Origin of the sequence: Cellulomonas soli (assembly GCF_013409305.1) — a bacterium.
GTDB lineage: Bacteria > Actinomycetota > Actinomycetes > Actinomycetales > Cellulomonadaceae > Cellulomonas > Cellulomonas soli.
This window is the reverse complement of sequence record NZ_JACBZJ010000001.1, coordinates 3,968,076-3,993,401: the sequence shown is the minus strand read 5'-3', so window position 1 is coordinate 3,993,401 and position 25,326 is coordinate 3,968,076. Positions and strand designations below refer to the sequence as shown.

29 protein-coding genes are annotated in these 25,326 nt (G+C 72.8%); 17 read left to right on the top strand and 12 right to left on the bottom strand.

Annotation, left to right across the window (positions count from 1 at the left end):
- Positions 1-93: 93 nt before the first annotated feature.
- From BKA22_RS18225 to BKA22_RS18190, 8 genes are read left to right on the top strand one after another with little or no spacing between them, the layout of a single operon-like run.
- A complete protein-coding gene (locus BKA22_RS18225; RefSeq protein WP_146954307.1) occupies positions 94-885 on the top strand; it encodes a helix-turn-helix transcriptional regulator in 792 nt (263 codons plus the stop codon).
- On the top strand, positions 882-2,324 hold the full coding sequence (gene sufB / locus BKA22_RS18220) for a Fe-S cluster assembly protein SufB (RefSeq protein WP_146954308.1): 1,443 nt from the start codon (positions 882-884) through the stop codon (positions 2,322-2,324). The genes BKA22_RS18225 and sufB overlap by 4 nt, the downstream gene beginning before the upstream one ends.
- On the top strand, positions 2,324-3,592 hold the full coding sequence (sufD, locus tag BKA22_RS18215) for a Fe-S cluster assembly protein SufD (RefSeq protein WP_146954309.1): 1,269 nt from the start codon (positions 2,324-2,326) through the stop codon (positions 3,590-3,592). Before sufB ends, sufD begins: the two co-directional genes overlap by 1 nt.
- The gene (locus BKA22_RS18210) at positions 3,589-3,921 is read left to right on the top strand and encodes a non-heme iron oxygenase ferredoxin subunit (RefSeq protein WP_146954310.1); all 333 of its coding nucleotides are present in this window, start codon (positions 3,589-3,591) and stop codon (positions 3,919-3,921) included. Before sufD ends, BKA22_RS18210 begins: the two co-directional genes overlap by 4 nt.
- Positions 3,922-3,949: 28 nt before the next feature.
- Positions 3,950-4,711: a Fe-S cluster assembly ATPase SufC gene (gene sufC, locus BKA22_RS18205; protein WP_146954311.1), complete on the top strand. Its 762-nt coding sequence runs from the start codon at positions 3,950-3,952 to the stop codon at positions 4,709-4,711.
- Between the two features lie 49 nt (positions 4,712-4,760).
- Entirely contained in the window at positions 4,761-6,122 is a 1,362-nt protein-coding gene (locus BKA22_RS18200; protein ID WP_146954312.1) for a SufS family cysteine desulfurase, read from the top strand.
- The gene (sufU, locus tag BKA22_RS18195; RefSeq protein WP_146954313.1) at positions 6,119-6,613 is read left to right on the top strand and encodes a Fe-S cluster assembly sulfur transfer protein SufU; all 495 of its coding nucleotides are present in this window, start codon (positions 6,119-6,121) and stop codon (positions 6,611-6,613) included. Before BKA22_RS18200 ends, sufU begins: the two co-directional genes overlap by 4 nt.
- A complete protein-coding gene (locus BKA22_RS18190; protein WP_146954314.1) occupies positions 6,610-6,948 on the top strand; it encodes a metal-sulfur cluster assembly factor in 339 nt (112 codons plus the stop codon). Before sufU ends, BKA22_RS18190 begins: the two co-directional genes overlap by 4 nt.
- Before the next feature lie 10 nt (positions 6,949-6,958).
- On the opposite strand, the gene ypfJ is transcribed toward BKA22_RS18190, so the two are convergent.
- A complete protein-coding gene (gene ypfJ, locus BKA22_RS18185; protein ID WP_146954315.1) occupies positions 6,959-7,846 on the bottom strand; it encodes a KPN_02809 family neutral zinc metallopeptidase in 888 nt (295 codons plus the stop codon).
- A 67-nt stretch (positions 7,847-7,913) separates the two neighbouring features.
- On the opposite strand from ypfJ, the gene BKA22_RS18180 reads away from it, so the two are divergent.
- The gene (locus tag BKA22_RS18180; protein WP_146954316.1) at positions 7,914-8,945 is read left to right on the top strand and encodes a S66 family peptidase; all 1,032 of its coding nucleotides are present in this window, start codon (positions 7,914-7,916) and stop codon (positions 8,943-8,945) included.
- A 24-nt stretch (positions 8,946-8,969) separates the two neighbouring features.
- Here the strand turns inward: BKA22_RS18180 and BKA22_RS18175 are convergent, their stop codons facing one another.
- The 5 genes from BKA22_RS18175 to BKA22_RS18155 form a co-directional block, all read right to left on the bottom strand.
- Positions 8,970-9,917, bottom strand: a complete 948-nt coding sequence (locus tag BKA22_RS18175; RefSeq protein ID WP_146954317.1) for a hypothetical protein — start codon at positions 9,915-9,917, stop codon at positions 8,970-8,972.
- Positions 9,914-10,504: a SigE family RNA polymerase sigma factor gene (locus BKA22_RS18170; RefSeq protein WP_146954318.1), complete on the bottom strand. Its 591-nt coding sequence runs from the start codon at positions 10,502-10,504 to the stop codon at positions 9,914-9,916. The genes BKA22_RS18175 and BKA22_RS18170 overlap by 4 nt, the downstream gene beginning before the upstream one ends.
- Before the next feature lie 100 nt (positions 10,505-10,604).
- Positions 10,605-11,171, bottom strand: coding sequence for an energy-coupling factor transporter transmembrane component T family protein (locus BKA22_RS18165; protein ID WP_262926922.1), 567 nt, complete (start codon positions 11,169-11,171; stop codon positions 10,605-10,607).
- An 83-nt stretch (positions 11,172-11,254) separates the two neighbouring features.
- Positions 11,255-11,986, bottom strand: coding sequence for an energy-coupling factor ABC transporter ATP-binding protein (locus tag BKA22_RS18160; protein ID WP_146954320.1), 732 nt, complete (start codon positions 11,984-11,986; stop codon positions 11,255-11,257).
- A gap of 9 nt (positions 11,987-11,995) precedes the next feature.
- Positions 11,996-12,640 carry a biotin transporter BioY gene (locus BKA22_RS18155; RefSeq protein ID WP_146954321.1) on the bottom strand — a complete coding sequence of 215 codons (645 nt, stop codon included), beginning with the start codon at positions 12,638-12,640 and terminating at the stop codon, positions 11,996-11,998.
- A 194-nt stretch (positions 12,641-12,834) separates the two neighbouring features.
- Between BKA22_RS18155 and BKA22_RS18150 the strand changes: the two genes are divergently transcribed.
- Positions 12,835-14,433 (top strand): ABC-F family ATP-binding cassette domain-containing protein, encoded by a 1,599-nt coding sequence (locus BKA22_RS18150; protein ID WP_146954322.1) that lies wholly within the window; start codon positions 12,835-12,837, stop codon positions 14,431-14,433.
- Here BKA22_RS18150 and BKA22_RS18145 read toward each other — a convergent pair.
- Genes BKA22_RS18145 through BKA22_RS18135 form a run of 3 tightly spaced genes read right to left on the bottom strand, consistent with a single transcriptional unit; the run spans position 14,406 to position 15,978 of the window.
- Positions 14,406-15,359 carry an SURF1 family cytochrome oxidase biogenesis protein gene (locus tag BKA22_RS18145; RefSeq protein WP_146954323.1) on the bottom strand — a complete coding sequence of 318 codons (954 nt, stop codon included), beginning with the start codon at positions 15,357-15,359 and terminating at the stop codon, positions 14,406-14,408. The genes BKA22_RS18150 and BKA22_RS18145 overlap by 28 nt on opposite strands.
- Entirely contained in the window at positions 15,356-15,649 is a 294-nt protein-coding gene (locus BKA22_RS18140; protein WP_146954324.1) for a hypothetical protein, read from the bottom strand. Before BKA22_RS18140 ends, BKA22_RS18145 begins: the two co-directional genes overlap by 4 nt.
- Positions 15,646-15,978 (bottom strand): DUF3099 domain-containing protein, encoded by a 333-nt coding sequence (locus BKA22_RS18135; protein ID WP_223203709.1) that lies wholly within the window; start codon positions 15,976-15,978, stop codon positions 15,646-15,648. Before BKA22_RS18135 ends, BKA22_RS18140 begins: the two co-directional genes overlap by 4 nt.
- Before the next feature lie 123 nt (positions 15,979-16,101).
- On the opposite strand from BKA22_RS18135, the gene BKA22_RS18130 reads away from it, so the two are divergent.
- The 3 genes from BKA22_RS18130 (at position 16,102) to BKA22_RS18120 (ending at position 18,273) form a co-directional block, all read left to right on the top strand.
- Positions 16,102-16,869 (top strand): beta-ketoacyl-ACP reductase, encoded by a 768-nt coding sequence (locus BKA22_RS18130; RefSeq protein ID WP_146954325.1) that lies wholly within the window; start codon positions 16,102-16,104, stop codon positions 16,867-16,869.
- 84 nt (positions 16,870-16,953) lie between these two features.
- A complete protein-coding gene (gene fabI, locus BKA22_RS18125; protein ID WP_146954326.1) occupies positions 16,954-17,721 on the top strand; it encodes an enoyl-ACP reductase FabI in 768 nt (255 codons plus the stop codon).
- Positions 17,722-17,736: 15 nt separating this feature from the next.
- Positions 17,737-18,273: a SixA phosphatase family protein gene (locus BKA22_RS18120; RefSeq protein WP_146954327.1), complete on the top strand. Its 537-nt coding sequence runs from the start codon at positions 17,737-17,739 to the stop codon at positions 18,271-18,273.
- A gap of 39 nt (positions 18,274-18,312) precedes the next feature.
- Here BKA22_RS18120 and serB read toward each other — a convergent pair whose 3' ends face one another.
- Together serB and glgC are read right to left on the bottom strand one after the other, a co-directional pair.
- Complete coding sequence (gene serB / locus BKA22_RS18115; RefSeq protein ID WP_223203710.1) at positions 18,313-18,996, bottom strand: phosphoserine phosphatase SerB; 684 nt, start codon at positions 18,994-18,996, stop codon at positions 18,313-18,315.
- A gap of 82 nt (positions 18,997-19,078) precedes the next feature.
- Positions 19,079-20,320: a glucose-1-phosphate adenylyltransferase gene (gene glgC / locus BKA22_RS18110; RefSeq protein ID WP_146954328.1), complete on the bottom strand. Its 1,242-nt coding sequence runs from the start codon at positions 20,318-20,320 to the stop codon at positions 19,079-19,081.
- Between the two features lie 107 nt (positions 20,321-20,427).
- On the opposite strand from glgC, the gene glgA reads away from it, so the two are divergent.
- The gene (gene glgA, locus BKA22_RS18105) at positions 20,428-21,654 is read left to right on the top strand and encodes a glycogen synthase (protein WP_146954329.1); all 1,227 of its coding nucleotides are present in this window, start codon (positions 20,428-20,430) and stop codon (positions 21,652-21,654) included.
- A gap of 54 nt (positions 21,655-21,708) precedes the next feature.
- Here glgA and BKA22_RS18100 read toward each other — a convergent pair whose 3' ends face one another.
- Positions 21,709-22,500: an Rv1486c family protein gene (locus tag BKA22_RS18100; protein WP_146954330.1), complete on the bottom strand. Its 792-nt coding sequence runs from the start codon at positions 22,498-22,500 to the stop codon at positions 21,709-21,711.
- Positions 22,501-22,600: 100 nt separating this feature from the next.
- Between BKA22_RS18100 and BKA22_RS18095 the strand changes: the two genes are divergently transcribed.
- From BKA22_RS18095 to BKA22_RS18085, 3 genes are all read left to right on the top strand, one after another.
- Positions 22,601-23,392 carry an ABC transporter ATP-binding protein gene (locus tag BKA22_RS18095; protein WP_146954331.1) on the top strand — a complete coding sequence of 264 codons (792 nt, stop codon included), beginning with the start codon at positions 22,601-22,603 and terminating at the stop codon, positions 23,390-23,392.
- A gap of 198 nt (positions 23,393-23,590) precedes the next feature.
- A complete protein-coding gene (locus tag BKA22_RS18090; RefSeq protein WP_146954332.1) occupies positions 23,591-24,058 on the top strand; it encodes an NfeD family protein in 468 nt (155 codons plus the stop codon).
- Positions 24,059-24,147: 89 nt separating this feature from the next.
- Positions 24,148-25,293: an SPFH domain-containing protein gene (locus BKA22_RS18085; RefSeq protein WP_146954333.1), complete on the top strand. Its 1,146-nt coding sequence runs from the start codon at positions 24,148-24,150 to the stop codon at positions 25,291-25,293.
- Positions 25,294-25,326: the final 33 nt, after the last annotated feature.

Sequence of the window (25,326 nt, the reverse complement as noted above, 5' to 3'; positions counted from 1 at the left end):
CGGAGGAAGGGTGACCTTGCTTGCCAGGAACCAATAAGGCAACAACGATGTTGCCAAATGCGTGCACGACGGGACGAGGGTGAGGTGGTCGACATGGCACTGCCCGGAACGCTCGATCCCCGCGGCACCCGACCGGACGCCGTGACCGCCCAGGCCCCCGACCCGGATGCCGGCACGCGCCGTCGGGTGCTCGACCTCGTCGCGTCCGTCGGACCCGTGACCGCAGCCGAGCTCGCCGCCCGTCTCGAGCTGACGACCGCCGGGATCCGGCGGCACCTCGCGCACCTGGAGTCGCAGGAGCAGATCGGCGTGCACGAGGGACTGACGGGCGGGCCCACCCGTCGCGGTCGCCCGGCCCGTCGCTACGTCGTGACCCACCAGGGTCAGGATGCGCTCGCGCACCGTTATTCCGAGCTCGCCACCCAGGCCCTGCGATTCCTCACCGAGACCGCCGGCGAGGAGGCCGTCGCTCGTTTCGCGCAGCGTCGCGTCCTCGACCTCGCCTCGCGCCACCTGCCCGCGGTCACGGCAGCGGGGGAGGACGTCGCGGCACGCACGCAGGCCCTCGCCACCGGGCTGAGCGCCGACGGCTACGCCGCCACCGCACGCCCTGTCCCCGGGGCGACCGCCGTGCAGCTGTGCCAGGGGCACTGCCCCGTGCAGGACGTCGCCCACGAGTTCCCCCAGCTGTGCGAGGCCGAGGCGCGGGCCTTCTCCGACCTGCTCGGCGTGCACGTGCAGCGACTCGCGACGCTGGCCGGCGGCGGCCACGTCTGCACCACGAACATCCCGACCGGCATCGCCCCGTCCCGCCCCGTCGTGGCGGGCGGTGCGCAGCCGCAGACCCCCACCAGCCCTGCACCCGTGGAAGGACCGACAGCATGAGTGCACCGACCGACAACGCGGCCCCGGCGCCGCTGACCCAGGACGAGGCCATCGCCTCGATCGGGAACTACACCTACGGCTGGCACGACGCCGACGTCGCAGGTGCCACGGCCAGGCGCGGCCTGTCCGAGGCCGTCGTGCGGGAGATCTCCGCGCTGAAGAACGAGCCGGAGTGGATGCTCAAGACCCGGCTGAAGTCGCTGCGTCTGTTCGACAAGAAGCCCATGCCCTGGTGGGGCGCGGACCTGTCGGGCATCGACTTCGACAACATCAAGTACTTCGTGCGCTCCACCGAGAAGCAGGCCGCCAGCTGGGAGGACCTGCCCGAGGACATCAAGTCCACGTACGACCGGCTCGGCATCCCCGAGGCCGAGAAGCAGCGCCTTGTCGCCGGTGTCGCCGCGCAGTACGAGTCCGAGGTGGTCTACCACCAGATCCAGGAGTCGCTCGAGGAGCAGGGCGTCATCTTCCTGGACACCGACACCGCGCTGCGCGAGCACCCGGAGATCTTCGAGCAGTACTTCGGCTCGGTCATCCCGCCCGGCGACAACAAGTTCGCCTCGCTCAACACCGCCGTGTGGTCGGGCGGCTCGTTCGTCTACGTCCCGCCGGGCGTGCACGTCGAGATCCCGCTGCAGGCCTACTTCCGGATCAACACCGAGAACATGGGCCAGTTCGAGCGGACGCTGATCATCGCCGACGAGGGCTCGTACGTGCACTACGTCGAGGGCTGCACGGCCCCGGTCTACAGCTCCGACTCGCTGCACTCGGCGGTCGTCGAGATCATCGTGAAGAAGAACGCCCGCGTGCGGTACACGACGATCCAGAACTGGTCGAACAACGTCTACAACCTCGTGACGAAGCGGGCCACGGCGGCCGAGGGCGCCACCATGGAGTGGGTCGACGGCAACATCGGCTCGAAGGTCACCATGAAGTACCCGGCGATCTACCTCATGGGTGAGCACGCGCGCGGCGAGACGCTGTCGATCGCGTTCGCCGGTGCCGGCCAGCACCAGGACGCCGGCTCGAAGATGGTGCACGCCGCACCGCACACCTCGAGCTCGATCGTCTCCAAGTCGGTCGCCCGTGGTGGCGGCCGGACCTCGTACCGCGGCCTGGTCCAGATCCTCGAGGGCGCCAGCGGATCGGCGTCCAACGTGCTGTGCGACGCACTGCTCGTCGACCAGATCTCCCGCTCGGACACCTACCCGTACGTCGACGTCCGCGAGGACGACGTGTCGATGGGCCACGAGGCCACGGTGTCCCGGGTGAGCGAGGACCAGCTGTTCTACCTGATGTCCCGCGGCATGCCCGAGACCGAGGCCATGGCCATGATCGTGCGCGGGTTCGTCGAGCCCATCGCGCGTGAGCTGCCCATGGAGTACGCCCTCGAGCTGAACCGCCTGATCGAGCTGCAGATGGAAGGGGCCGTCGGCTGATGACGACCACCACGAACGAGCAGGCCGCTGCCGGCCTGTCGACCGACCACTCGCGCGCCGTCGCCGACGGGGCCCACACCCACGGCGGGCCCGTGGTGCCGGAGGCCTCGCGTGCCGCACGTCCGACGTCGTTCGACGTCGCGGACTTCCCGGTGCCGAACGGCCGCGAGGAGGAGTGGCGCTTCGCCCCGGTCGACAAGATCGCCGGGCTGTTCGCCGCGGACACGGACGGAGTGCTGGCGGGCCACGGCGTGCTGACCACGGTCGTCGAGGCACCCGAGGTGGACGTGCAGGTCGTCGACCGCGGCGACGAGCGGCTCGGGCAGGCAGGCCGGCCGGGCGACCGGGCCGCCGCCGTCGCCTGGGCGTCGTTCCCGCGCGCCACGGTCGTCACGCTGCCGCGCGAGTCGGTCTCGACGGCGGTCACCTCCGTGCGCCTCGAGGGCACCGCGCTCGAGGGCGCCGAGCTCGAGCCGTCCGCGGCGCACGTGCTCGTGCACGCCGAGCCGCTGTCCGAGGGCATCGTGCTGATCGACCACATCGGCCGCGCCGCGCTGACGGAGACCGTCGAGATCGTCGTCGAGGACGGCGCGCACCTCACCCTGGTCTCCGTGCACGACTGGGCCGCGGGATCGGTGCACACCTCCGCGCACCGTCTGCGCATCGGTCGCGACGCCACCGTCAAGCACATCGTCGTCACGCTCGGCGGTGAGGTCGTCCGCGTCACGCCGGACGCCGAGTTCGTCGGCGAGGGCGGGTCGGTGAAGATGCTCGGCCTGTACTTCGCCGACGCCGGCCAGCACCAGGAGCACCGGCTCTTCGTCGACCACGCCGTGCCGAACTGCATCTCGCGCGTCACCTACAAGGGGGCGCTGCAGGGCGAGGGCGCGCACACCGTCTGGGTCGGCGACGTGCTGATCCGGGCCGCCGCCGAGGGCACCGACACCTACGAGCTCAACCGCAACCTGGTCCTCACCGACGGCGCGCGCGCCGACTCGGTGCCGAACCTGGAGATCGAGACGGGTCTCATCGAGGGCGCCGGCCACGCGAGCGCGACCGGTCGGTTCGACGACGAGCAGCTGTTCTACCTGCGCGCCCGCGGCATCCCCGAGGCGGACGCCCGGCGCCTGGTCGTGCGCGGCTTCTTCGCCGAGCTCGTGCACGAGATCGGTGTCCCCGAGGTCGAGGAGCGGCTGCTGGCCGCGATCGAGGCGGAGCTCGAGAAGTCCATGAGCGAGCTGGCGGGTGCCGCACCGGAGGGTGCATGAGCGCCCAGCTGGCCTGCTACGCCTCGGACGTCCCGGTCGCCGGCACGTTGCGTGTCGAGCTGGAGGCCGAGGCCGGCACCGTCGAGGTCGCGCTCGTGCGCGACGAGGACGGTGAGCTGCACGCCATCAGCGACATCTGCTCGCACGGCGCGGTCTCGTTGTCCGACGGCGAGGTCGAGGGCTGCACGGTCGAGTGCTGGCTGCACGGGTCGCGGTTCGACCTGCGCACCGGCAAGCCGCTGTCGCCGCCCGCCGTCCGACCCGTCCCCGTCTACCCCGTGACCGTCGACGGCGAGCGTGTGCTCGTCGACGTCGACGCCCCGCTCTGAAGCCCTGAACCACCCGAGGAGAATCTCGATGTCCACCCTGGAGATCCGCGACCTGCACGTCAGCGTCGAGACGAAGGAGGGCCCCAAGCCCATCCTGCGCGGTGTCGACCTGAGCGTCGGCTCCGGCGAGACGCACGCCATCATGGGCCCCAACGGCTCGGGCAAGTCGACGCTGGCCTACTCGCTCGCCGGCCACCCGAAGTACCAGATCACCTCGGGCACCGTCACGCTCGACGGGCAGGACGTGCTCGCGCTGTCCGTCGACGAGCGTGCCCGCGCCGGTCTGTTCCTGGCCATGCAGTACCCCGTCGAGGTGCCGGGCGTGTCGGTGTCGAACTTCCTGCGCACCGCCAAGACGGCCGTCACGGGTGAGGCCCCGCCGCTGCGCGCCTGGGTCAAGGACGTGCGCACCGCGATGGACAACCTGCGCATGGACCCGGCGTTCGCCGAGCGCTCGGTCAACGAGGGCTTCTCCGGCGGTGAGAAGAAGCGCCACGAGATCCTCCAGATGGAGCTGCTCAAGCCGCGGTTCGCGATCCTCGACGAGACGGACTCCGGCCTGGACGTCGACGCGCTGCGCATCGTGTCCGAGGGCGTCAACCGCGTGAAGGCGACCTCCGACGTCGGGGTGCTGCTCATCACGCACTACACGCGCATCCTGCGGTACATCAAGCCCGACTTCGTGCACGTCTTCGTCGACGGCAAGGTCGCCGAGGAGGGCGGTCCGGAGCTGGCCGACCAGCTCGAGAACGAGGGCTACGACCGGTTCCTCAGCAGCGCCGTCTCCTGACGGCCGCCCGCTCCGGCAGCACCAGCAGCACCACGAAGGGCAGGGAACGGTGACGGGCACGATCCAGGACCAGGTGCGTCCCGCGGGCGGTACGGCGGCGCGGCGTGAGCTGACGCCCGCCGAGCTGGCCGCGGTGCGGGCGGACTTCCCCCTGCTCGCACGCACGGTGCGCGGGGGTCGTCCGCTGGTGTACCTGGACTCGGGCGCGACCTCGCAGAAGCCCGACGTCGTGCTCGACGCCGAGCAGGACTTCTACCTGCAGCGCAACGCGGCCGTGCACCGGGGCGCGCACCAGCTCGCCGAGGAGGCCACCGAGGCGTTCGAGTCCGCACGCGCCGGCGTGGCCTCGTTCGTGGGCGTCGACGCCGACGAGCTGGTGTGGACGTCCAACGCGACCGCCGGTCTGAACCTCGTGGCGTACGCGATGTCGAACGCGTCGCTGGGACGCGGCGGCGAGGCCGCCCGGCGGTTCGCCCTGGCCCCCGGTGACGAGATCGTCGTGACCGAGGCCGAGCACCACGCGAACCTGGTGCCGTGGCAGGAGCTCGCGGCCCGCACGGGTGCGACCCTGCGCTGGCTCGGGGTCGAGGACGACGGCCGGGTCCGGCTGGACGACCTGGCCACGGCCGTCACCGAGCGGACCAAGGTGCTCGCGTTCACGCACGCCTCCAACGTCACCGGCGCGATCACGCCGGTGGCGCCGTTCGTCGCCCGCGCCCGCGAGGTCGGCGCGCTGACGGTGCTCGACGCGTGCCAGTCGGTGCCGCATCTGCCGGTCGACCTGCACGCGCTGGGTGTCGACTTCGCCGCGTTCTCCGGGCACAAGATGCTCGCACCGACCGGCGTCGGTGCGCTGTACGGGCGGCGCGAGCTGCTGGAGGCCATGCCCCCGTTCCTCACGGGCGGGTCGATGGTCGAGGTCGTCACCATGGAGACCACCACGTATGCGCCGCCGCCGCAGCGGTTCGAGGCGGGCACGCAGATGGTGTCGCAGGCCGTCGCGATGGGTGCCGCCGCGCAGTACCTGGGCGACCTGGGCATGGACGCGGTCGCCGCGCACGAGGAGCACCTGACCCGTCTCCTGCTCGACGCGGTCGCCTCGGTGCCCGGTGTGCGCGTCATCGGCCCGACCGACACGACCGACCGCCTGGCGACCGTCTCTTTCGTGGTCGAGGGCGTGCACGCGCACGACGTCGGTCAGGTGCTCGACGATGCGGGGGTCGCCGTGCGCGTCGGTCACCACTGCGCGCAGCCGCTGCACCGCCGGTTCGGCATCGCGGCGACCGCGCGGGCGACGGCCGCGGTCTACACCACCGACGCCGAGATCGAGGTCTTCCGGGAAGCGCTGGCGGGGGTCCGGACGTTCTTCGGTCTGGACACGTACGCCGCACAGGAGGGGGGAGCCGCATGAGCTCGTCGATGGAGCAGCTCTACCAGCAGGTCATCCTGGACCACGCCAAGTTCCCGCACGGCCGGGGCCTGGCGGTGGTCGCCGACGCGCACCTGCACTCCGGGCAGTCGCACCAGGTGAACCCGACCTGCGGCGACGAGGTCACCCTGCGCGTCGACCTCGACACCGACGGTGCCACGCCCGTGGTGCGCGACGTGCGCTGGGAGGGCCAGGGCTGCTCGATCTCGCAGGCCTCGATCTCCGTGCTGCACGACCTGGTCGTCGGCGCCGACCTGACCACCGTCGAGCAGCTGTCCGGCTCGTTCCGCGAGCTCATGCACGCCCGCGGCGCCGGGCTCGACGACGCCGCCGAGGACGCCCTGGGGGACGCCACCGCGTTCACCGGCGTCGCCAAGTACCCCGCACGCGTCAAGTGCGCCCTGCTCGGCTGGGCGGCGCTGTCCGACGCACTCATCAAGACCGGCGCGACCGGACCCCGGGAGGACCAGTGACCACCGAACCGAGCACCACCAGCGCGGGGACCACCGTCGCCGACGTCGAGGAGGCCCTGCGCGATGTCATCGACCCCGAGCTGGGGATCAACGTCGTCGACCTCGGCCTCGTCTACGGCGTCGTCATCGACCAGACGAACACCGCCGTCATCGACATGACGCTCACCTCGGCGGCCTGCCCGCTGACGGACGTCATCGAGGACCAGTCGGCGCAGGCCCTCGACGGGCTCGTGGACGGGTTCCGCATCAACTGGGTGTGGATGCCGCCGTGGGGGCCGGAGAAGATCACGCCCGACGGCCGCGAGCAGATGCGGGCGCTGGGGTTCAACATCTGAGCCGGTCGGGTCAGAGAGTGCCGGCTGCGAAGGTGTCGCAGGCGGCGACGGTGCCCTGCTCGTAGCCGGTGGTGAACCACCGCTGACGCTGCTCGCTCGACCCGTGGGTCCACGTGTCGGGGGTGACCGAACCGCCGGACTGCGCCTGGATGTGGTCGTCGCCGACGGCCTGCGCGGCCGACAGCGCCTGGGTGAGCTGGTCCGGCGTGATCGGGTCGAGGTAGGTCACCCCGGTCTTCGGGTGGACCGTGCTCGCCGCGTGACCCGCCCACAGGCCCGCGTAGCAGTCGGCCTGCAGCTCGACCCGCACCGAGTCGGAGTCGGCGCCCGTGCCGGCCCGGTCGGCGGTGTCCATCACGCCGGTCAGCTGCTGCACGTGGTGCCCGTACTCGTGCGCGACGACGTACATCTCGGCCAGCGGTCCGCCCGAGGCGCCGTACTGGCTGCTCAGCAGGTCGAAGAAGCCCAGGTCGAGGTAGATCGTCTGGTCGGGCGGGCAGTAGAACGGGCCGGACGACGACGACGCGCTGCCGCACGCGGTGTCGACCGCGTCGGTGAACGAGTGGACCTCGGGCAGGGCCGGCTCGACGCCCTGCGCCCGCAACGTCGTGTCCCAGTAGGTGTCGAGCGCGGCGACCGTGAACGCCAGCCGGCACTCGCGGTCGGTGTTCGCCTGCTCGGCGGTGCAGTCGCCGATGGTTCCCTCGTCGGTGGTGGTCCCGGCCCCGCCGTCCACGGCGCCCAGCAGCTCGGCCGGGTCCAGGTTCCCGCCGCCGAGGAACAGCACGACGAGCAGCACGACGAGGCCACCCAGACCGCCCCCGGCGATCGCGGTGCGCCGCCCGCGTCCGGTCCGCACCCGTCCGCCCTCGACCCGGCCGCCCTCGCTGAAGCTCATCCGCGCACGGTAGCGCGCGGGGGACGAACCGCCCACGGCGGTCCGGGCCGGCTGCGAGACTGCCGACATGCTCCTGCGCTGCCCGGTCCCGCTGCGACCCGGCGACCTGGTGGGTGTCACGGCCTCTTCGGCGGGGGTGTCCCCGCGGATGCAGGCGCGCCTCGAGCACGCCGTGGCGGTCCTGGAGGGCGCCGGCCTGCGGGTGCGGTTGGGCGACTGCCTGTTCGCGGACGGCCTGGTCAGCGCACCCGCGTCTGCCCGGGCTGCCGAGCTGACGGCCATGCTCACGGACCCGCAGGTGCGCGCGGTCGTCCCGCCGTGGGGCGGGGAGCTCGCGATCGACCTGCTGCCGCTCGTCGACTGGGACGCGATCGCCCGGGCCGAGCCCACGTGGCTCGTCGGCTACTCGGACCTGTCGACGCTGCTGCTGCCGCTCACGCTGCTGACCGGCACGATGTCCGTGCACGGACAGAACCTCATGGACACCCCGTACGCCGTGCCCGCGCCGCAGCTGTCCTGGCGCGAGGTTCTCGCAGCCGGCGCGGGTTCCACCGTGCGCCAAGGTCCTGCGGCCATGGTCCGCGGCGACGGGTGGGACGACTACGAGGCACATCCCCAGGTCGACCGCTACACGTTCGACACCCCGGGCGGCTGGTCGCTCCTGCACGACGACGGTGCGGACCTGCAGGCCTCCGGCCGGCTCGTGGGTGGCTGCCTGGAGATCGTCCGGCACCTGGTCGGCACGCGGTACGGCGACGTGCCGACCTTCGCCCGGGAGCACGCGCCGGACGGCACGGTCGTGTACCTCGAGGTCGCCGAGGTGCCCGCGGTCGACGTCGCACGCAGCCTGCACGGCCTGCGACTGGCCGGCTGGTTCGAGCACGCCTCGGCGGTGCTGGTCGGGCGCACGCAGGCACCGCCGTCAGGCTCGTTCACGCAACGGGACGCCGTGGCCGATGCGCTCGGTGGGCTCGACGTGCCCGTCGTGCTCGACGTGGACTGCGGGCACGTGCCCCCGCACCTGGCGCTGGTGAACGGCGCGCGCACCTCGGTCTCCCGGGCCGCCGGCACGTGGTCGCTCGCACAGGTGCTCGGCTGAGCCGCCGACCCGCCGACGTCGTCTCTACCCCCTCGGATCCGAGAACGTGACCGGAATCCGCTCGATCGGGAACGTCGGCCCGTCGACGGGTGTCGGGAGTCCGGCTGCGGGGTCGATGGATGCGGCGAACATCCGGCGTCCGTCGGCGCTGCCGACATCGAAGGTCGGAAGTGACAGCACTGCCAACGTGTCGCCATGCTCGTCGAGGAGCGGCTGGCGGAGCATCACCTGAGCCTCGGCTACGTCGGCGATGCCCGAGGGGGCGAATCCGATGATCAGCCACGTCCCGTCGTCGAAGGGGATAGCCATCGCCCACCCTTCGTCAACGGCGAGCGCCGTCGGCTGTCCCAGTCTGATCCGCTCGTTCGTGGCATCCGTCGGAGCCGAATCGGCGGGGTACCAGTACTCCCGTTCGCGCGCGCTGAGAGGCGCCTCTGAGGCCCACGTGTCCCAGTGCTGTCGCTGGGACAGCACATCACCCTGCAGGAGCGCGACATCAAGGCTGGTGTCCCGCCAAGGTGCCCGCTGAGAGGTCTCAGCATTCGCCCCGTCGTTCGCGACGATGGCGATCTCGGTCGCGGACGTACTCCAGTTCGCGCCCGTGAGACCGAGAACGTAGGCGACGCTGCCGTCCGCGAGCCGCCGAGCAACTGGCAGCGACACGGTGCGAACCCCGGGCGCGAGTTCGAGCACGATGGGTGTGTCGGTGAGCTCAGAGTCTGCCTGCTGCGTCTGGTCGACTGCGGCGCTCCGAAGTGACTCGACGAGACTCGGGGCCGCGACATGCAGTCCCGCTGCGATCGATGCGGTGACCACGAGGCTGACCGGGATCGCGGTCCTCCGGCGCGCATCGCGTCGACGTGCTGCACGTAGGACGCTCGCTGAGTCCAGAGCCATGGGTGGCTCGGCCCGGTCTGAGTACCGCTGGAGACGCTCGAGTAGCAGCTTGTCCTGCTCCGACGTGCCGGTCATCGTGCGTCCTTCCGCTCGCTCAACGGTGGCGCCTCGTCGATGGGGAAGTTGGCGCGAATCTGTGCGAGTGCGCGTGCCGCTGTCGACTTCACGGTGCCGACGCTCACGCCCAGGTCTCTGGCGACCTCGGCCTCCGGCATGCCGACGAGGTGCCGCAGAACGAGGACTCGCCGCTGTCGTGCGGTGAGGGTGGACAGAGCCCGCACGATGAAGTCGCGATCCGCGAGTCGGTCCGCCGCCGTGGTGGCACCCGCGTGCGGCTCCTCCGGCACGCGGTCGGGGGACACCAGCACCTCTCGCCTGCGGCGTCGCCATGAGTCGGTCCGAAGGTTGACCAAGACCCGCCGCGCGTAGGCCAGAGGGTCGCCCGTCCGGGCGCGAGACCAAGCCGAGTAGGTGCGTACGAGTGCGTGCTGAGTCAGCTCTTCGGCCCGGTGCTGATCACCGACCAGTAACCAGGCCGTCCGAAGGAGGTCGTGCTGGTGCCGACGGACGAAATCCGTGAACTCCGCGTCACGATCGGTGCGCGCCCGCGCGACGCCCACGAGCAGGACTTCAGCGAGTTCCGCTGCTGCAGCCTCCGGCATGCCCCCCGTTGTACTCACGCCCCAAGGAACGCACGACCGGAAGGAAAGGTTGTGCTGGACCGTGGGGTCGACTCGAGCAACTCCATCGGCCGAGGTGGCGTCAGTCCTCGCCGAGCCCTCGGGCGGCGAGCGCGTCCCCGGTGGCGTGGGCGTGGGCGACCATGCGCACCGCGGCCGGCACGAGGGTGGCGCGCGGCGACCGGTCGAGCCCACGCGCGCGGGCGGCGTCCCGGGCCTCGAGCGTGGTGGTGACCAGCACCGGGATCGCGCGCAGCACGAGGGCGACCGACAGGGCGAACGTCTCGGGGGGCAGGCCGACGTGCCGCAGCGGCCGTGCGAGCCGGGCGAGCACGTCGAGGAGCGCGTCCGCGCGGGTCGTGGCGGTCACGACGGTGGCGGCGAGCACGAGCGCGAGCAGGTCGACGACGACCTCCGTCGCGACCGCAGGTCCCCGTGCCCACCACTGGTAGGCGCCGACGAGCGCGGCGGTGACGAGGACGGGGAGCACGCCGCGGGCGGTGCGGTGCCAGGGCAGACGCGCCACGACCGCGCTCAGCACGACCACGCCGAGCGCGACGAGGCTGGACAGCGGCCCGCGCACCACGACGACGGCGATGCCCAGGGCGGTGAGCAGGGCGAGCTTGAGGCCCGGGTGCGCCCGGTGCACGGGTGAGCTCCCCGGGTGGTAGAGGCCGAGCGGCCCGGCCCAGGGGGCTCTGCGCGGTCCGGCGGGCCGGTTCCGGCGCCACCTCATCGACGGCCACCGGCGGGGGAGTCCGTGGACATCAGCGTGCGGTAGCGCGCGAGCCCGTCGGCCGGGTCGCCGTCGTGCACGATCGTGCCGTCGTCGACGACCAGCAGCCGGTCGGCGCGGGCCGCTGCCTCCAGGTCGTGCGTGACCAGCACGACCTGCTGGTCGAGCCCGTCGAGCAGGTCGTCGACGTGCCTGCGCCAGCGCAGGTCGAGCAGTGTGGTCGGCTCGTCGCAGACCAGCACATCGGGGTCGGTGGCCAGCACCGCGGCCAGCGCGAGCAGCTGGCGCTGCCCTCCGGACAGTGCGTGCACGGGGACCTGCGCGCGATCGGCCAGACCGAACCGCGCGAGGACCTCGCGGGCACGGGACTCGCGCGCATCGTCGTCGAGCCGGAGACGGCGCAACGAGAGCGCGACGTCCTCGACGGGTGTCGGCATGACGATCTGGGCGTCGGGGTCGGTGAAGACGAAGCCGACCCGTCGGCGCACCGCGGCGCCGTCCGTGGCGGTGTCCAGCCCGTCGACGGTGACCGTGCCGGACGAGGGCAGCACGAGGCCGTTGAGCAGCCGGGCGAGCGTGGACTTGCCCGAGCCGTTCGCGCCGACGACCGCCACACGCCGCTCGGCGAGCGTCAGCGAGAGCGGGCCGAGCAGCCGGACGACCCGGTCACCGCCGCCGGACGGATCCGGGGTGTAGGCGGTGACCAGGACGTCACGGAGCTCGATCATGCGGGGCGCTCAACGACGGCTGCGCGCCAGCTCGGGGAACGCGCGGAAGACCGCAGCCGCCACGATCGCGGCGCACACGTTCTTCGCGACGTCCCCGGGCAGGTAGCGGGCGTCGACGAGGAACGCCTCGCCCAGGCTCAGGTCCAGGCGCCACATGAGCCCGGCGATGCCGAGCGGGTGGATCGTCAGCAGGCTGGCGAGCAGCCCGGCGACGAACAGTCCGACGACCTCGCGGGCCGGGAACCGCCAGGACGGCCGCACGCGGCGCAGGGCCCCGACCAGGAAGCCGGCCAGGGCGGCCGCGAACGGGAACGCGAGAAGGTAGCCCACGGACGGCCCGGCCAGCACCGCGGTGCCACCCGTGCCCCCGGCGAACACCGGAAGGCCGGCCAGCCCGACTGCGAGGTACAGCAGCACGGCGAGCGTGCCGCGTCGTGCACCCAGCACGAGCCCGGCGAGGATCACGGCGAACGTCTGCAGGGTGATGGGCACACCGGACGGCGTCGGGATGCCGGGCAGGATCGCGCACACGGCGATGAACGCGGCGAAGGTGGCGACGAGCGCGACGTCGGTGGTGACGGCCGATCGGGCGGCAGGTGCGGGCAGGACGGCCTCCGCGTCGGCGGGTGCGGGCTGCTCAGGTGCTCCGGACATGGGTCTCCCTGGGGGCGAGGCGCGTGGGGGTCGGACGGTCGCCACGCTAGCCGGTCGTAGACTTGGCGTCGTTTGTGCCCGCGGCCAACAGGCGCGGTGCGAACTCGGAGAAAAACGCAGTGCCTGCCCGGTCGGGTCGTGGCACCGTGCCGAGCGTGACCCGGCGACCGTGCGGGTCCACCGGAAGGAATCACGTGATCACTGCCCAGGCCGTCGAGCTGCGCGTCGGCGCCCGTGTGCTGCTCGAGCCGACGACGTTCCGGATCGCCGCGGGCGACCGGATCGGTCTGGTCGGACGCAACGGTGCCGGCAAGACGACCCTCACCCGCACCCTTGCGGGCGAGACCCAGCCGACCGGCGGGACGATCTCCCGCGGCGGCGAGGTCGGCTACCTCCCGCAGGACCCCCGCACGGGTGACCTCGGGGCGCTCGCGATGGACCGGGTGCTCTCGGCCCGCGGGCTCGACGAGATCGTCCGGGGGATGCGCGAGACCGAGGGCGCGATGGCCTCGGCGGACGACGAGACGCGCGAGGACGCCATGGCGCGCTACTCCCGGCTCGACGCGCGTTTCACCGCGGCCGGCGGCTACGCGGCCGAGAGCGAGGCGCACCGCATCGCCTCGAACCTGGGGCTCGACGAGCGTGTGCTCGGCCAGACGATCGGCACGCTGTCCGGTGGTCAGCGCCGCCGCGTCGAGCTGGCCCGCATCCTGTTCTCCGGCGTCGAGACGCTGCTGCTCGACGAGCCGACCAACCACCTGGACGCCGACTCGATCGCGTGGCTGCGCGACTATCTCAAGACGTACTCGGGCGGCTTCGTGGTCATCTCCCACGACGTCGACCTGCTGCGCGCCACGGTCAACAAGGTCTTCCACCTGGACGCCAACCGGTCGGTCATCGACCAGTACAACCTCGGCTGGGACGCCTACCTGCTGCAGCGCGAGACGGACGAGAAGCGCCGCCGCCGTGAGCGCGCGAACGTGGAGAAGAAGGCAGCGGTCCTGCTCAGCCAGGCCGACAAGATGCGCGCCAAGGCCACCAAGGCGGTCGCCGCGCAGAACATGGCCCGTCGGGCCGAGAAGATGCTCTCGGGCCTCGAGGAGACCCGGATGTCCGACAAGGTCGCCCGGCTGCGGTTCCCCGAGCCCGCCCCGTGCGGCAAGACGCCGATCACGGCGGCCGACCTGTCGAAGTCCTACGGCTCGACCGAGGTGTTCACGGACGTCGACCTGGCGATCGACCGCGGTTCGCGCGTCGTGGTCCTGGGGCTCAACGGCGCCGGGAAGACGACGCTGCTGCGCATCCTCGGCGGCCTCGAGGCGTCCGACACGGGTGAGGTCCGCCCCGGTCACGGGCTCAAGCTCGGCTACTACGCCCAGGAGCACGAGACGCTGGACCTCGAGCGCACGGTCGTGGAGAACCTGCGCTCGGCCGCACCGGACCTGACCGATACGCAGGTGCGCTCGGTGCTCGGCTCGTTCCTGTTCTCCGGGGACGACGCCGACAAGCCGGCACGTGTGCTCTCCGGCGGTGAGAAGACCCGTCTGGCGCTCGCGGCCCTGGTCGTCTCCAGCGCCAACGTGCTGCTGCTCGACGAGCCGACCAACAACCTGGACCCGGCCTCCCGCGAGGAGATCCTCGCGGCCCTGCGCGGCTACGCCGGGGCGGTCGTGCTGGTCAGCCACGACGAGGGGGCCGTCGAGGCGCTCAACCCGGAACGCGTGCTGCTGCTGCCCGACGGTGCCGAGGACCTGTGGTCGGCGGACTACCTGGACCTGATCTCGCTCGCCTGATCGTCGTCCTCGAGCGGGCTGCCGGCGTCCTCGATCGGGCTGCCAGCGGTGCTGGCGGCGCCCGCGTCGAGCTGGGCGTCGACCAGCGCGTCCTCCTCGTCCTCCGCCCGGCCCCCGCGCCGGCGGGAGGCGGGGGCGGCAGGCGTCCGGCTGGGTGCCGGACCGCCGGGCACGGGTCGCGGGTCGCGCAGCTCGCGCACGCCCATCCAGGTGAACGCGCCCAGCGAACCGGCGGCGAACACCCACCACTGGAACGCGTACGACAGGTGCGAGCCCGGGTCGGTGCTGGGCGCGGGCAGCTCGCCCAACGCGGTCGACGCGGCGGGCTGCTCCGAGACGAGCGAGCCGAACGCGGCGTAGGGCGTCAGGTCCGCCAGGTCGCCGCCCCCGGCGGCCAGCACCTGGGCGACGTCGACGGCCTGCACCTGCCCGGCCGGGGCCGACCGGGTCGAGGGGTGCTCGGGCTGACGCAGGCGGACGGTGACGGTCACGGTGCCCGCGGGCGGGTCGGGCACGTCGACGGCGGCGCTCGCGTCGCTGCCCGTCGGCACCCACCCGCGGTCCACGACGAGCACCGTGCCGAGGTCCTGCCCGTCGGGGTCCTCGGGGACGAACGGGACGAGCACGTGATAGGCGGGGCTCCCGTCGACGGGTCGGTTGCGCAGCAGCACGGTCGCCTCGGTGGCGTAGCGGCCCACGAGCGTCACCGACCGCCACACGTCACCGTCGGGCAGCGCGGCCGTGGGATCGGCGACGACCTCGGCGACGGGCACCGGTGCGGCAGCCCAGTTCGCCTCGGCGGTGGCGATCGCGGCGTCGCGGGTCACGTGGCGGTTCCACTGCCACCGGCCCAGGAACGTGCAGGCCGTCGCGAGCGTCACGGCGAGCAGCACGAACCCGGCCGCGCGGCGCACCGCCGGGTTCACGGGTGCGCGCCCCCGGCGGACGGCCCGGCGGGCTCGTCGGCGTCCTGCGCGCCGTCGACCACGCGCGGCAGGTCCTCGACCGGCACGGTGGAGCGCAGGAAGTCACGCACGCCCAGGTACTCCTCGAGCTGCCCGCGGTGCTCGTCGCACGCCAGCCACACCTTGCGGCGCTGCGGCGTGTGCAGCTTCGGGTTGTTCCAGAGCAGTCCCCAGGCGGGCGCCTGACGGCACCGGCGGGCCGAGCAGACGAGCTCGTCCACCGAGTCCGGGACGGGGTGCAGCAGGCTCACCGGCCACCTCCGAGTGTGCCCGGGCGGTCGTGCCCGGGGTCGATCTGACGGGGGTCCAGGAACGTCGTGTCGACGTCGCGTCGCTCCCGCCCGGCGTTCGCCAGGAGCACCGCGACGTACGGCAGCACAACGGCGGCGACGATCAGCACGAGCGAGACGGCCAGCGGCACGTGCCCCCAGGTGATCACCGAGACGAGGAAGCAGACGACACGGATGCCCATCTGCACCAGGTAGCGGCGCTGCCGACGGGCGACGTCGTCCGCCAGCGGCTCCGGAGCCGTGGTGATCCGGGGCACGTCGTCGCCACCGCCACCCCGTCTCGCGCTCACCACCTGATCGTAGTCGGCCCTCGTCGGAGGGGACCCTTTGTCGATGGCCCACAACCACCCGGTCCGATCCTGTGCCGCGCCGGTGCCTCGACGTGCGGGGACGGTCGGCTAGCGTCGTGTCCCGTGCCTGAGACTTCCGACAAGAACGCCCCTGAGGTCCGTCCCGAGGCCAGTCCCGGGGCCCCCGCCCCCCGCAGCGTGCTGGTGACCGGCGCGAACCGGGGCATCGGCCGCGCGATCGCCGAGCGGTTCGTCGCCGCAGGCGACAAGGTGTCCACCCTCTACCGCTCGGGCGACCTGCCCGAGGGTGTGCTCGGCGTGGTCGCCGACGTGCGCGACACCGCCGCGGTCGACGCGGCGTTCGCGCAGATCGAGGCCGCGCACGGTCCGGTCGAGGTGCTGGTGGCGAACGCCGGCGTGACGCGTGACCAGCTGCTCCTGCGGATGAGCGACGAGGAGTTCACCGACGTCCTCGACGTCAACCTCACCGGGGCGTTCCGCTGCGTGCGCCGGGCCAGCAAGGGCATGATCCGTCAGCGTCGCGGACGGATCGTGCTCATCTCCTCGGTCGTCGGGCTGTACGGCTCGGCCGGTCAGGTCAACTACGCCGCCTCGAAGTCCGCACTGGTCGGCATGGCGCGCTCGATCACCCGTGAGCTCGGTGGCCGGGGCATCACCGCGAACGTCGTGGCGCCCGGCTTCATCGACACCGACATGACCCGCGCGCTGCCCGAGGAGCGCCAGCAGGCGTACCGCGACCAGATCCCGCTCGGCCGGTTCGCCCAGGCCGAGGAGGTCGCCGGTGTCGTGGAGTTCCTCGCCTCGCCCGCCGCGGCCTACATCTCCGGGGCCGTGATCCCCGTCGACGGCGGCCTCGGCATGGGCCACTGAGCGCGGCCCCGCGCACTCTCGCACGCACCCCTCGCACACCTCCCGGACCACCGACACACCCCCACTGCACGAAGGGACCGCACCATGGGTCTGCTCGACGGCAAGAAGCTCCTCGTCACCGGCGTCCTCACCGACGGCTCGATCGCGTTCCACGTGGCCCGCCTCGCGCAGGAGGAGGGGGCCCAGGTCGTCCTGACCTCGTTCGGCCGGCAGTTCCGCCTCACCCAGGCGATCGCCCGCCGGCTGCCCGCCGAGGCGCCCGTGGTCCAGCTCGACGCGACCTCCACCGAGGACCTGGACGCGCTCGCGGACCGCGTGCGCGAGCACGTCGACCACCTGGACGGCGTCGTGCACTCCATCGGCTTCGCGCCGCAGTCGGTCATGGGCGGCAACTTCCTGGCGGGGGAGTGGGACGACGTCGCGACCGCGCTGCACGTCAGCGCGTACTCGCTGAAGTCCCTCGCCGTGGCCGCGCGCCCGCTGCTGGGCACCGGCTCGTCGATCGTCGGGCTGACGTTCGACGCCCGGTACGCCTGGCCCGTCTACGACTGGATGGGTGTGGCCAAGGCGGCGTTCGAGTCGACCTCGCGCTACCTGGCCCGTGACCTGGGCCCCGAGGGCGTGCGGGTCAACCTGGTCTCGGCCGGCCCGATCCGGACCACGGCCGCCAAGTCGATCCCGGGCTTCGAGACCATGGAGTCCCGCTGGGACGACCGTGCCCCTCTCGGCTGGGACGTCACCGACCCGGTCCCCACCGCGAAGGCCGTCGCCGCGCTGCTGTCCGACTGGTTCCCGGCCACCACGGGCGAGGTCGTGCACGTCGACGGCGGTGTGCACGCCATGGGCCAGTGATGGCACCCTGAAGCGGTGACCGACCCGATCCGCCGCCTCCTGCTCCTGCGCCACGCGAAGGCCGAGCACCCGCAGGGGGTCGTCGACCACCAGCGTCCGCTCGCCCTCGCGGGTCGTCGGCAGTCGGCCCGCGTGGGTGCCGCGCTGGCGGGTTCCGGGCTCGTCCCGGACCTCGTCCTGTGCTCCTCGTCGCTGCGTACGCGGCAGACGTGGGAGCTGGTCCGGACGAACCTGGCCTCCACGCTCGACGGTAGATCGTTCGACCCGGTCGTCGAGCTGAGCGACGAGGTGTATGCCGCGGACGTGCACGACGTCATCGACCTGCTGCGCGCGATCCCCGAGCAGGTACGGACCGTGCTGGTGGTCGGCCACGAGCCGACGATGTCGCACACCGCGGCGACGCTGGCCGGCACGGGATCGGACGAGGGCACGCTGCTGCGCGTGCGCGTCGGCGTGCCGACCGCCAGCTGGACACTGCTCGAGCACGAGGACCCGTGGGCGCAGCTCGCCCCGAACGGTGCTCGGCTGCTGCGGCTGACCACGCCCGACTGAGCGACCCGGCGCGGGCCCGGGGCGCCACCGGGCACGCGATCAGTACGCGAAGGCCTCCAGCGCCAGCACCGCGTCCAGACGGTCCCTGACCTGCGCGTCGGCCGCCGCGGCCACGACGGGCTTGGCGTTGAAGGCGATGCCGAAGCCGGCCGCGGCGAGCATGTCCAGGTCGTTGGCGCCGTCGCCGATCGCGATCGTGCGCTCGATCGGCACACCGACCCTGACGGCGTAGTCGCGCAGCGTCGCGGCCTTCGCGGCGCGGTCGACCACGGGACCCTCGACCCGCCCCGTGAGCACGCCGTCGACGACCTCGAGCGCGTTGGCCCGCACGAGCGTGATGCCGAGCGAGGCGGCCAGCGGTGCGACGACCTCGACGAACCCGCCCGAGACCAGACCGAGCGGCCAGCCTCGTGCCGCGAGCTCGGCCACGAGCTCGCGAGCCCCCGGTGTCAGCTCGACCTCGGCGAGCACGTCGGCGAACACGGTGGCCGGCAGGCCGGCCAGGGTCGCCACGCGCTCGTGCAGGGACGTCGCGAAGTCGATCTCGCCGCGCATCGCCCGTTCGGTGATCGCCGCGACGAGCGAGGCCGAACCGGCGTGCGCGGCCAGCATCTCGATGACCTCGCCGGTCACGAGCGTGGAGTCGACGTCCATCACGACGAGCCGGCGCGCGTCCGGGTCGGCCACGGGCGTCGAGGGGTGGTCGGGTGCGCTGCTGCTCACGCCCGCAGGGTAGTGCGACGCCCCGCCCCCGCGTCGCGTTGCCCACGACGGGGGACGGGGCGTCGAGGTCGACGGCGTCGGCCTACGGCTCGATGACCGAGCCCTTCGGCACGACCGTGATGCCCGACTCGGTGACGGTGAAGCCGCGGGCGAGGTCGTGCTCACGGTCCAGACCGATGCGGGCACGCTCGGGCACGATGACGTTCTTGTCGAGGATCGCCCGGTGGATCTGCGCGTACCGGTTGACCTGCACGCCGTCCATGAGCACCGAGTCGGTGATCTGCGCCCAGGAGTGCGCGCGGATGCCGGGGGAGAGCACCGACCCGGAGACCGTGGCACCCGAGACGACGACGCCGGGGGAGACGATCGAGTCGGCCGCGTGCCCCAGGCGCCCCGGCCCGGCGTGCACGAACTTGGCCGGCGGCAGCCCGGTGTACCCGGTGAAGACGGGCCAGTCGTCGTTGTAGAGGTTGAACACGGGCTCGACGGAGATCAGGTCGTGGTTCGCCTCGAAGTACGAGTCGATGGTGCCCACGTCGCGCCAGTAGTCGCGGTCGCGGTCGGTCGAGCCGGGCACGTCGTTGCGGATGAAGTCGTAGACGCCCGCGGTGCCGCGTGCGACGAAGGCGGGGACGATGTCGCCACCCATGTCGTGCCGCGAGTTGACGTCCTCGGCGTCCTCGGTCACCGCGCGCACGAGGGCGTCGGCGTCGATCACGTAGTTGCCCATCGAGGCGAGGATCTCGCCGGGGGAGTCGGCCAGGCCGACCGGGTCCGTCGGCTTCTCCCGGAACGCGGCGATGCGCGCCGGGTCGCTCGGGTCGGTCTCGATGACGCCGAACTGGTCGGCCATGTCGATGGGCTGCCGGATGCCGGCCACCGTGAGCTCGGCGCCCGAGGCGACGTGCGCGTCGACCATCTGGGAGAAGTCCATGCGGTAGACGTGGTCGGCGCCGACCACGACGACGATGTCGGGGCGCTCGTCGTCGATGATGTTGAGGCACTGGTAGATGGCGTCGGCCGACCCCAGGTACCAGTGCTTGCCCACGCGCTGCTGCGCAGGGACGGCCGCCACGTAGTTGCCCAGCAGCGACGACATCCGCCACGTCTTGGACACGTGACGGTCCAGGCTGTGGGACTTGTACTGGGTGAGCACGATGACGTGCAGGTAGTGCGAGTTGATGACGTTCGACAGGGCGAAGTCGATGAGCCGGTAGATGCCGCCGAACGGCACCGCGGGCTTGGCCCGGTGGGCGGTCAGCGGCATCAGTCGCTTGCCCTCCCCACCTGCGAGGACGATTGCGAGGACGCGCGGCGCTGCCATGGCTCAGACCCTAGGCCGTCAGGGCGCTCGCTGCGAGGCGCGCGCGCTCGTTCGCGCTAGCGTGTCGCCCGTGAGCCGGGACGGTCCGGCCCCGACGGGAGGTTCTCGTGCGAGTCGATCTGCTGACCCGGGAGTACCCGCCGCACGTGTACGGCGGTGCCGGGGTCCACGTGGCCGGCCTGACCGCGGTGCTGCGAGGCACCATCGACGTGCAGGTGCACTGCTTCGAAGGCACGCGCAGCGAGCCCGGCGTGCACGGGTACGTCGTGCCGGGCGAGCTGTCGAGCGCCAACGCGGCCCTGCAGACGCTCGGCGTCGACCTGCAGATGGCGTCGGCGGTCGGGTTGCCCGGGGCCGACGGCGCGGCCAGCGACCTGGTGCACTCCCACACCTGGTACGCCAACCTCGCCGGGCACGTGGCCGGTCTGCTGCACGGGCTCCCGCACGTGGTCACCGCGCACAGCCTGGAGCCGTTGCGCCCGTGGAAGGCCGAGCAGCTCGGTGGCGGCTACGCGCTGTCCAGCTGGGCCGAACGGACCGCGTACGAGGCGGCCGCCGCGGTGATCGCGGTGTCGGGCGGCATGCGCGAGGACATCCTGCGCGCCTACCCGGCCGTGGACCCGAGCAAGGTGCACGTGGTGCACAACGGCATCGACCTGGACGGCTGGCGTCGGCCCGAGGGCGAGGAGGCCTGGGCGCGGGCGCGCGCCGTGGTCGAAGGCCTGGGGATCGACCCGGACCGCCCAGCGGTCGTGTTCGTCGGCCGCATCACCCGTCAGAAGGGGCTGCCGTACCTGCTGCGTGCGGCCGAGGCGCTGCCTGCCGACGTCCAGCTCGTGCTCTGCGCCGGAGCACCCGACACGCCCGCGATCGCCGCGGAGGTGACCGGCCTGGTCGACCAGCTGCGCGCCAAGCGCGGCGGCGTGGTGTGGATCGAGCAGATGCTGCCGCGCGACGAGCTCGTCGCCGTCCTCGCGCACGGCACGGTCTTCGCCTGCCCGTCGATCTACGAGCCGCTCGGCATCGTCAACCTCGAGGCCATGGCCGTCGGCCTGCCCGTGGTCGGCACGGCCACCGGCGGCATCCCCGAGGTCGTGGTCGACGGCACCACCGGTCGGCTCGTCACGATCGACCAGGTGCAGGACGGCACCGGCACCCCGACCGATCCCGACCGGTTCGTCGCCGACCTGGGGGCTGCGCTCGCCGACGCCGTCGCCGACACCGCGCAGGCCGCACGGTGGGGTCAGGCGTCCCGTACGCGCGTCGAGGAGCACTTCTCCTGGGACGCGATCGGGGAGCGCACGCTCGAGGTGTACCGGGCCGTCCTGGCCTGACCCGCACCCGACGCGCTGCCGGGCGCGGGCGCCCGGGCGTGCCGGTCCGGTGTGTCAGCTCGGGGTGCGCAGGTCCGAGGTCGCGGCGGCGGCCATCGCCCGGCGGGCGGACCGGTCGACCTCGCGCAGCGCGGTGGACCGCTGGTCGACCTGCCACAGGTTGACCGCGGCCCCGTCGTCCTCGGTCGCGAGCCGGACGATCGCCCGCAGCCGCAGCGCGCTCGTCAGCACACGGGCACGACGGGCGTCCAGGCCGTCGGGCACGAGGCCCGGGCGCAGCGCGCCGTCCCGCGCCGCCTCGATGCGACCCGCGGCGTCCGGCCGCCACCGGGCCACGTCGAGCCGGGTCAGCGCCTCGGTCGCCTCGACGAGCCCCTCGCGCAGCGCGCGTTCGGCGTCCTGCAACGACCCGACGCCGCCGAGCACGGCCGTGCGCCAGTCGGGGACGTCCACCACGTGCCAGGTCACCAGGTGCCCGTGCTCGCGCTCGCTGCCGAACCTGACGACCTCGGGGACGGCCGCCAGGGCGCGGGTCGGGGTGCGCAGCAGCAGGGCCTCGCCCTGGTCGGCGGCGAGCCCGGCGAGGCGTCCTGTCATCGGTGCCGGTTCGCCGGGTGCGGGCAGCAGCGCAGCGACCTGGTGCGGACCGGCGAGGACCTCGGCGACCAGCCGTGCCAGAGGTGCCGCGTCGGACGGAGCGGGGTCGTCGGCCCCGTCGAGGCCGTGGACCGTGTGCGGCTCGTCGTCCCCCTGCACGGCTCGCAGGAGTACCGCCGGCTCGGGTGCCGGGGAGTCCAGCCAGAGGGCGAGGAGGACCGATCGGGGCAGGGGCGAGGGCTCGTGCACGGGTACCACGGTAGGCGCGGCGCGGCCCGTGACCGCCCCCGGGGTCCACGCCCCGCTCAGGTGCTCCGACCAGCGCCCGACGCCGACTAGGGTCGGGGACATGACCGACGTGCTCGACCTGCAGGCCGTGACCATCCGCCGGGGGGCGACCACGATCCTGGACGAGCTGTCCTGGACCGTGCGCGAGGGTGAGCGCTGGGTCGTGCTCGGGCGCAACGGTGCGGGCAAGACGACCATGCTCCAGGTCGCTTCCGGGCGGATGCACCCGACGCACGGCACGGCCGCCCTCCTCGGCGAGACGCTCGGTCGCGTCGACGTCTTCGAGCTGCGCCCGCGCATCGGGCTGTCGAGCGCCGCGCTGGCCGACCGCATCCCCTCCGGGGAGACCGTGCGCGACGTCGTGCTCACCGCCGCCTACGGCGTGACGGGGCGTTGGCGCGAGGGCTACGAGCAGGTCGACGAGCAGCGGGCCGCGGACCTGCTCGAGGCGTTCGGTGTCGCGCACCTCGCCGACCGGTACTTCGGGACGCTGAGCGAGGGCGAGCGCAAGCGCGTCCAGATCGCCCGCTCCCTCATGGCGGACCCCGAGCTGCTGCTGCTCGACGAGCCGGCCGCAGGCCTCGACCTCGGAGGGCGCGAGGAGCTCGTGTCCGCGCTGGCCGAGCTGGCCGGAGACCCGCGCTCGCCCGTGCTCGTGCTGGTCACCCACCACGTGGAGGAGATCCCGCCGGGGTTCACGCACCTGCTGCTGCTGCGCGGCGGGCGCGCGTTCGCCTCCGGGCCGATCGACGAGGTGCTCACGCAGGAGAACCTGTCGGGTGCCTTCGACATGGACCTGACGGTCGACCACGTGGCCGGGCGCTGGTCGGCCCGCGCGGTGCGTCCGGCCTGACGCCCCGCCTGGTCGCGGGCCACGGCGTCGGGTTCGTCATCGGTGCCCGGATCCCCCGCGCGGACGCGGTGCGGTCAGTAGGATCGAGGAGAGGCGGAGCAGCCCCTCGGGCCGCGCACGCGGCGTGCCGGTGACGCCGGTGCGAGACGTGTCGGCGCAGGCCGTGCGACCCCCGTCTCTGACACGGAGGAGGTCGCCATGGACTGGCTCTGGTGGGTCGGGGGAGCCGTCGTCCTGGCCATCCTCGAGATCCTCTCGGTCGACCTCGTCTTCATCATGTTCGCCGGCGGCGCGCTGGCCGGGGCGCTCGCGGCCTGGCTCGGCGCCGAGGTGTGGCTGCAGTTCGTGGTGGCCGCGGTGACCTCCGTGCTGCTGCTCGGCTCGTTGCGTCCTTGGCTGCTGCGCCACCTGCGCGGCCGGATGCCCCTCGTCGAGACCAACGCCGCAGCGCTCGTCGGCGGGTCGGCGGTCGTCGTCAGCACCGTCTCCGCGGCGGAGGGCCGGATCAAGCTGCGCGGTGAGGTCTGGAGCGCCCGGACGGACCCGTCCGTGACGCTGCCCCCGGGCACCGAGGTCACGGTGACCCGCATCGACGGGGCCACGGCCGTCGTCGTGCGGGCGGCCCGCCCGTCGGCGGAGGGCCGGCAAGGGGCTGCGCAGGCCTAGCCGACCCCCGCGTGCCCGACCCCCCACCAGCCCGAGCCATCCACCCGTCCCGCCCCGACCGGGGTCGGCGGGCCGACCCAGGAGAACCCATGAACAACACCACCGACGTCGGGCAGGTCGCCGTGTACGTCGTGCTGGGCCTCATCGTGCTGTTCGTCGTCATCGCGCTGGTCCGCTCGGTGCGCATCGTGCCGCAGGCCGTGGCGATCCTCGTCGAACGGCTCGGCCGGTACTCGCGCACGCTCGACGCCGGGCTGCACCTGCTGATCCCGTTCGTCGACCGCGTGCGTGCGGGCGTCGACCTGCGTGAGCAGGTGGTCTCGTTCCCGCCGCAGCCCGTGATCACCTCGGACAACCTGGTGGTCAGCATCGACACGGTCATCTACTTCCAGGTGACGGAGCCGAAGTCTGCGGTCTACGAGATCGCGAACTACATCACCGGCATCGAGCAGCTGACCGTGACCACGCTGCGCAACGTCATCGGGTCGATGGACCTGGAGCAGACGCTGACCAGCCGTGACCAGATCAACGGTCAGCTGCGTGGGGTGCTCGACGAGGCGACCGGGCGGTGGGGCATCCGTGTCAACCGCGTCGAGCTCAAGGCGATCGACCCGCCCGCCTCGGTGCAGGGCTCGATGGAGCAGCAGATGCGTGCCGAGCGCGACCGGCGTGCCGCGATCCTCACGGCCGAGGGTGTCAAGCAGTCGCAGATCCTCACGGCCGAGGGCGAGAAGCAGGCCGCGATCCTGCGGGCCGAGGGCGAGGCGCAGTCGGCGATCCTGCGGGCCGAGGGTGAGGCGCGCGCGATCCTGCAGGTGTTCGACGCGGTGCACCGCGGGGACGCGGACCCCAAGCTGCTGGCCTACCAGTACCTGCAGACGCTGCCGAAGATCGCTGCGAGCCCGTCGAACAAGATGTGGTTCCTGCCCGCCGAGCTCACGGGTGCCCTCGGCCAGCTCGCCGGCGGGTTCGTCGGCACGGGCGGTCCGGCGACCGCCTCGACGCGTGCCCCGGGCACCTCGCCGCTGGGCGCCGACCTCCCGCCGGTCGCGCTGACCGATCCGAGCGAGGCGCTCGCCGAGGCCCGCCGGCAGTCGGCGGCCGCGACGGCCGACGCCACGGGGGCCGGGACGTTGAGCGGCCTGCCCTTCGACCCGTCGGTCGAGCTCGGGCAGCGTCCGGGTTCGGGTGCCGTGCGGCCGCCCGAGGACGACGAGGACGAGCCGCGGGCCTGATCTGCGTCCGACGAGGCGGCGTGCCCCTGGGAC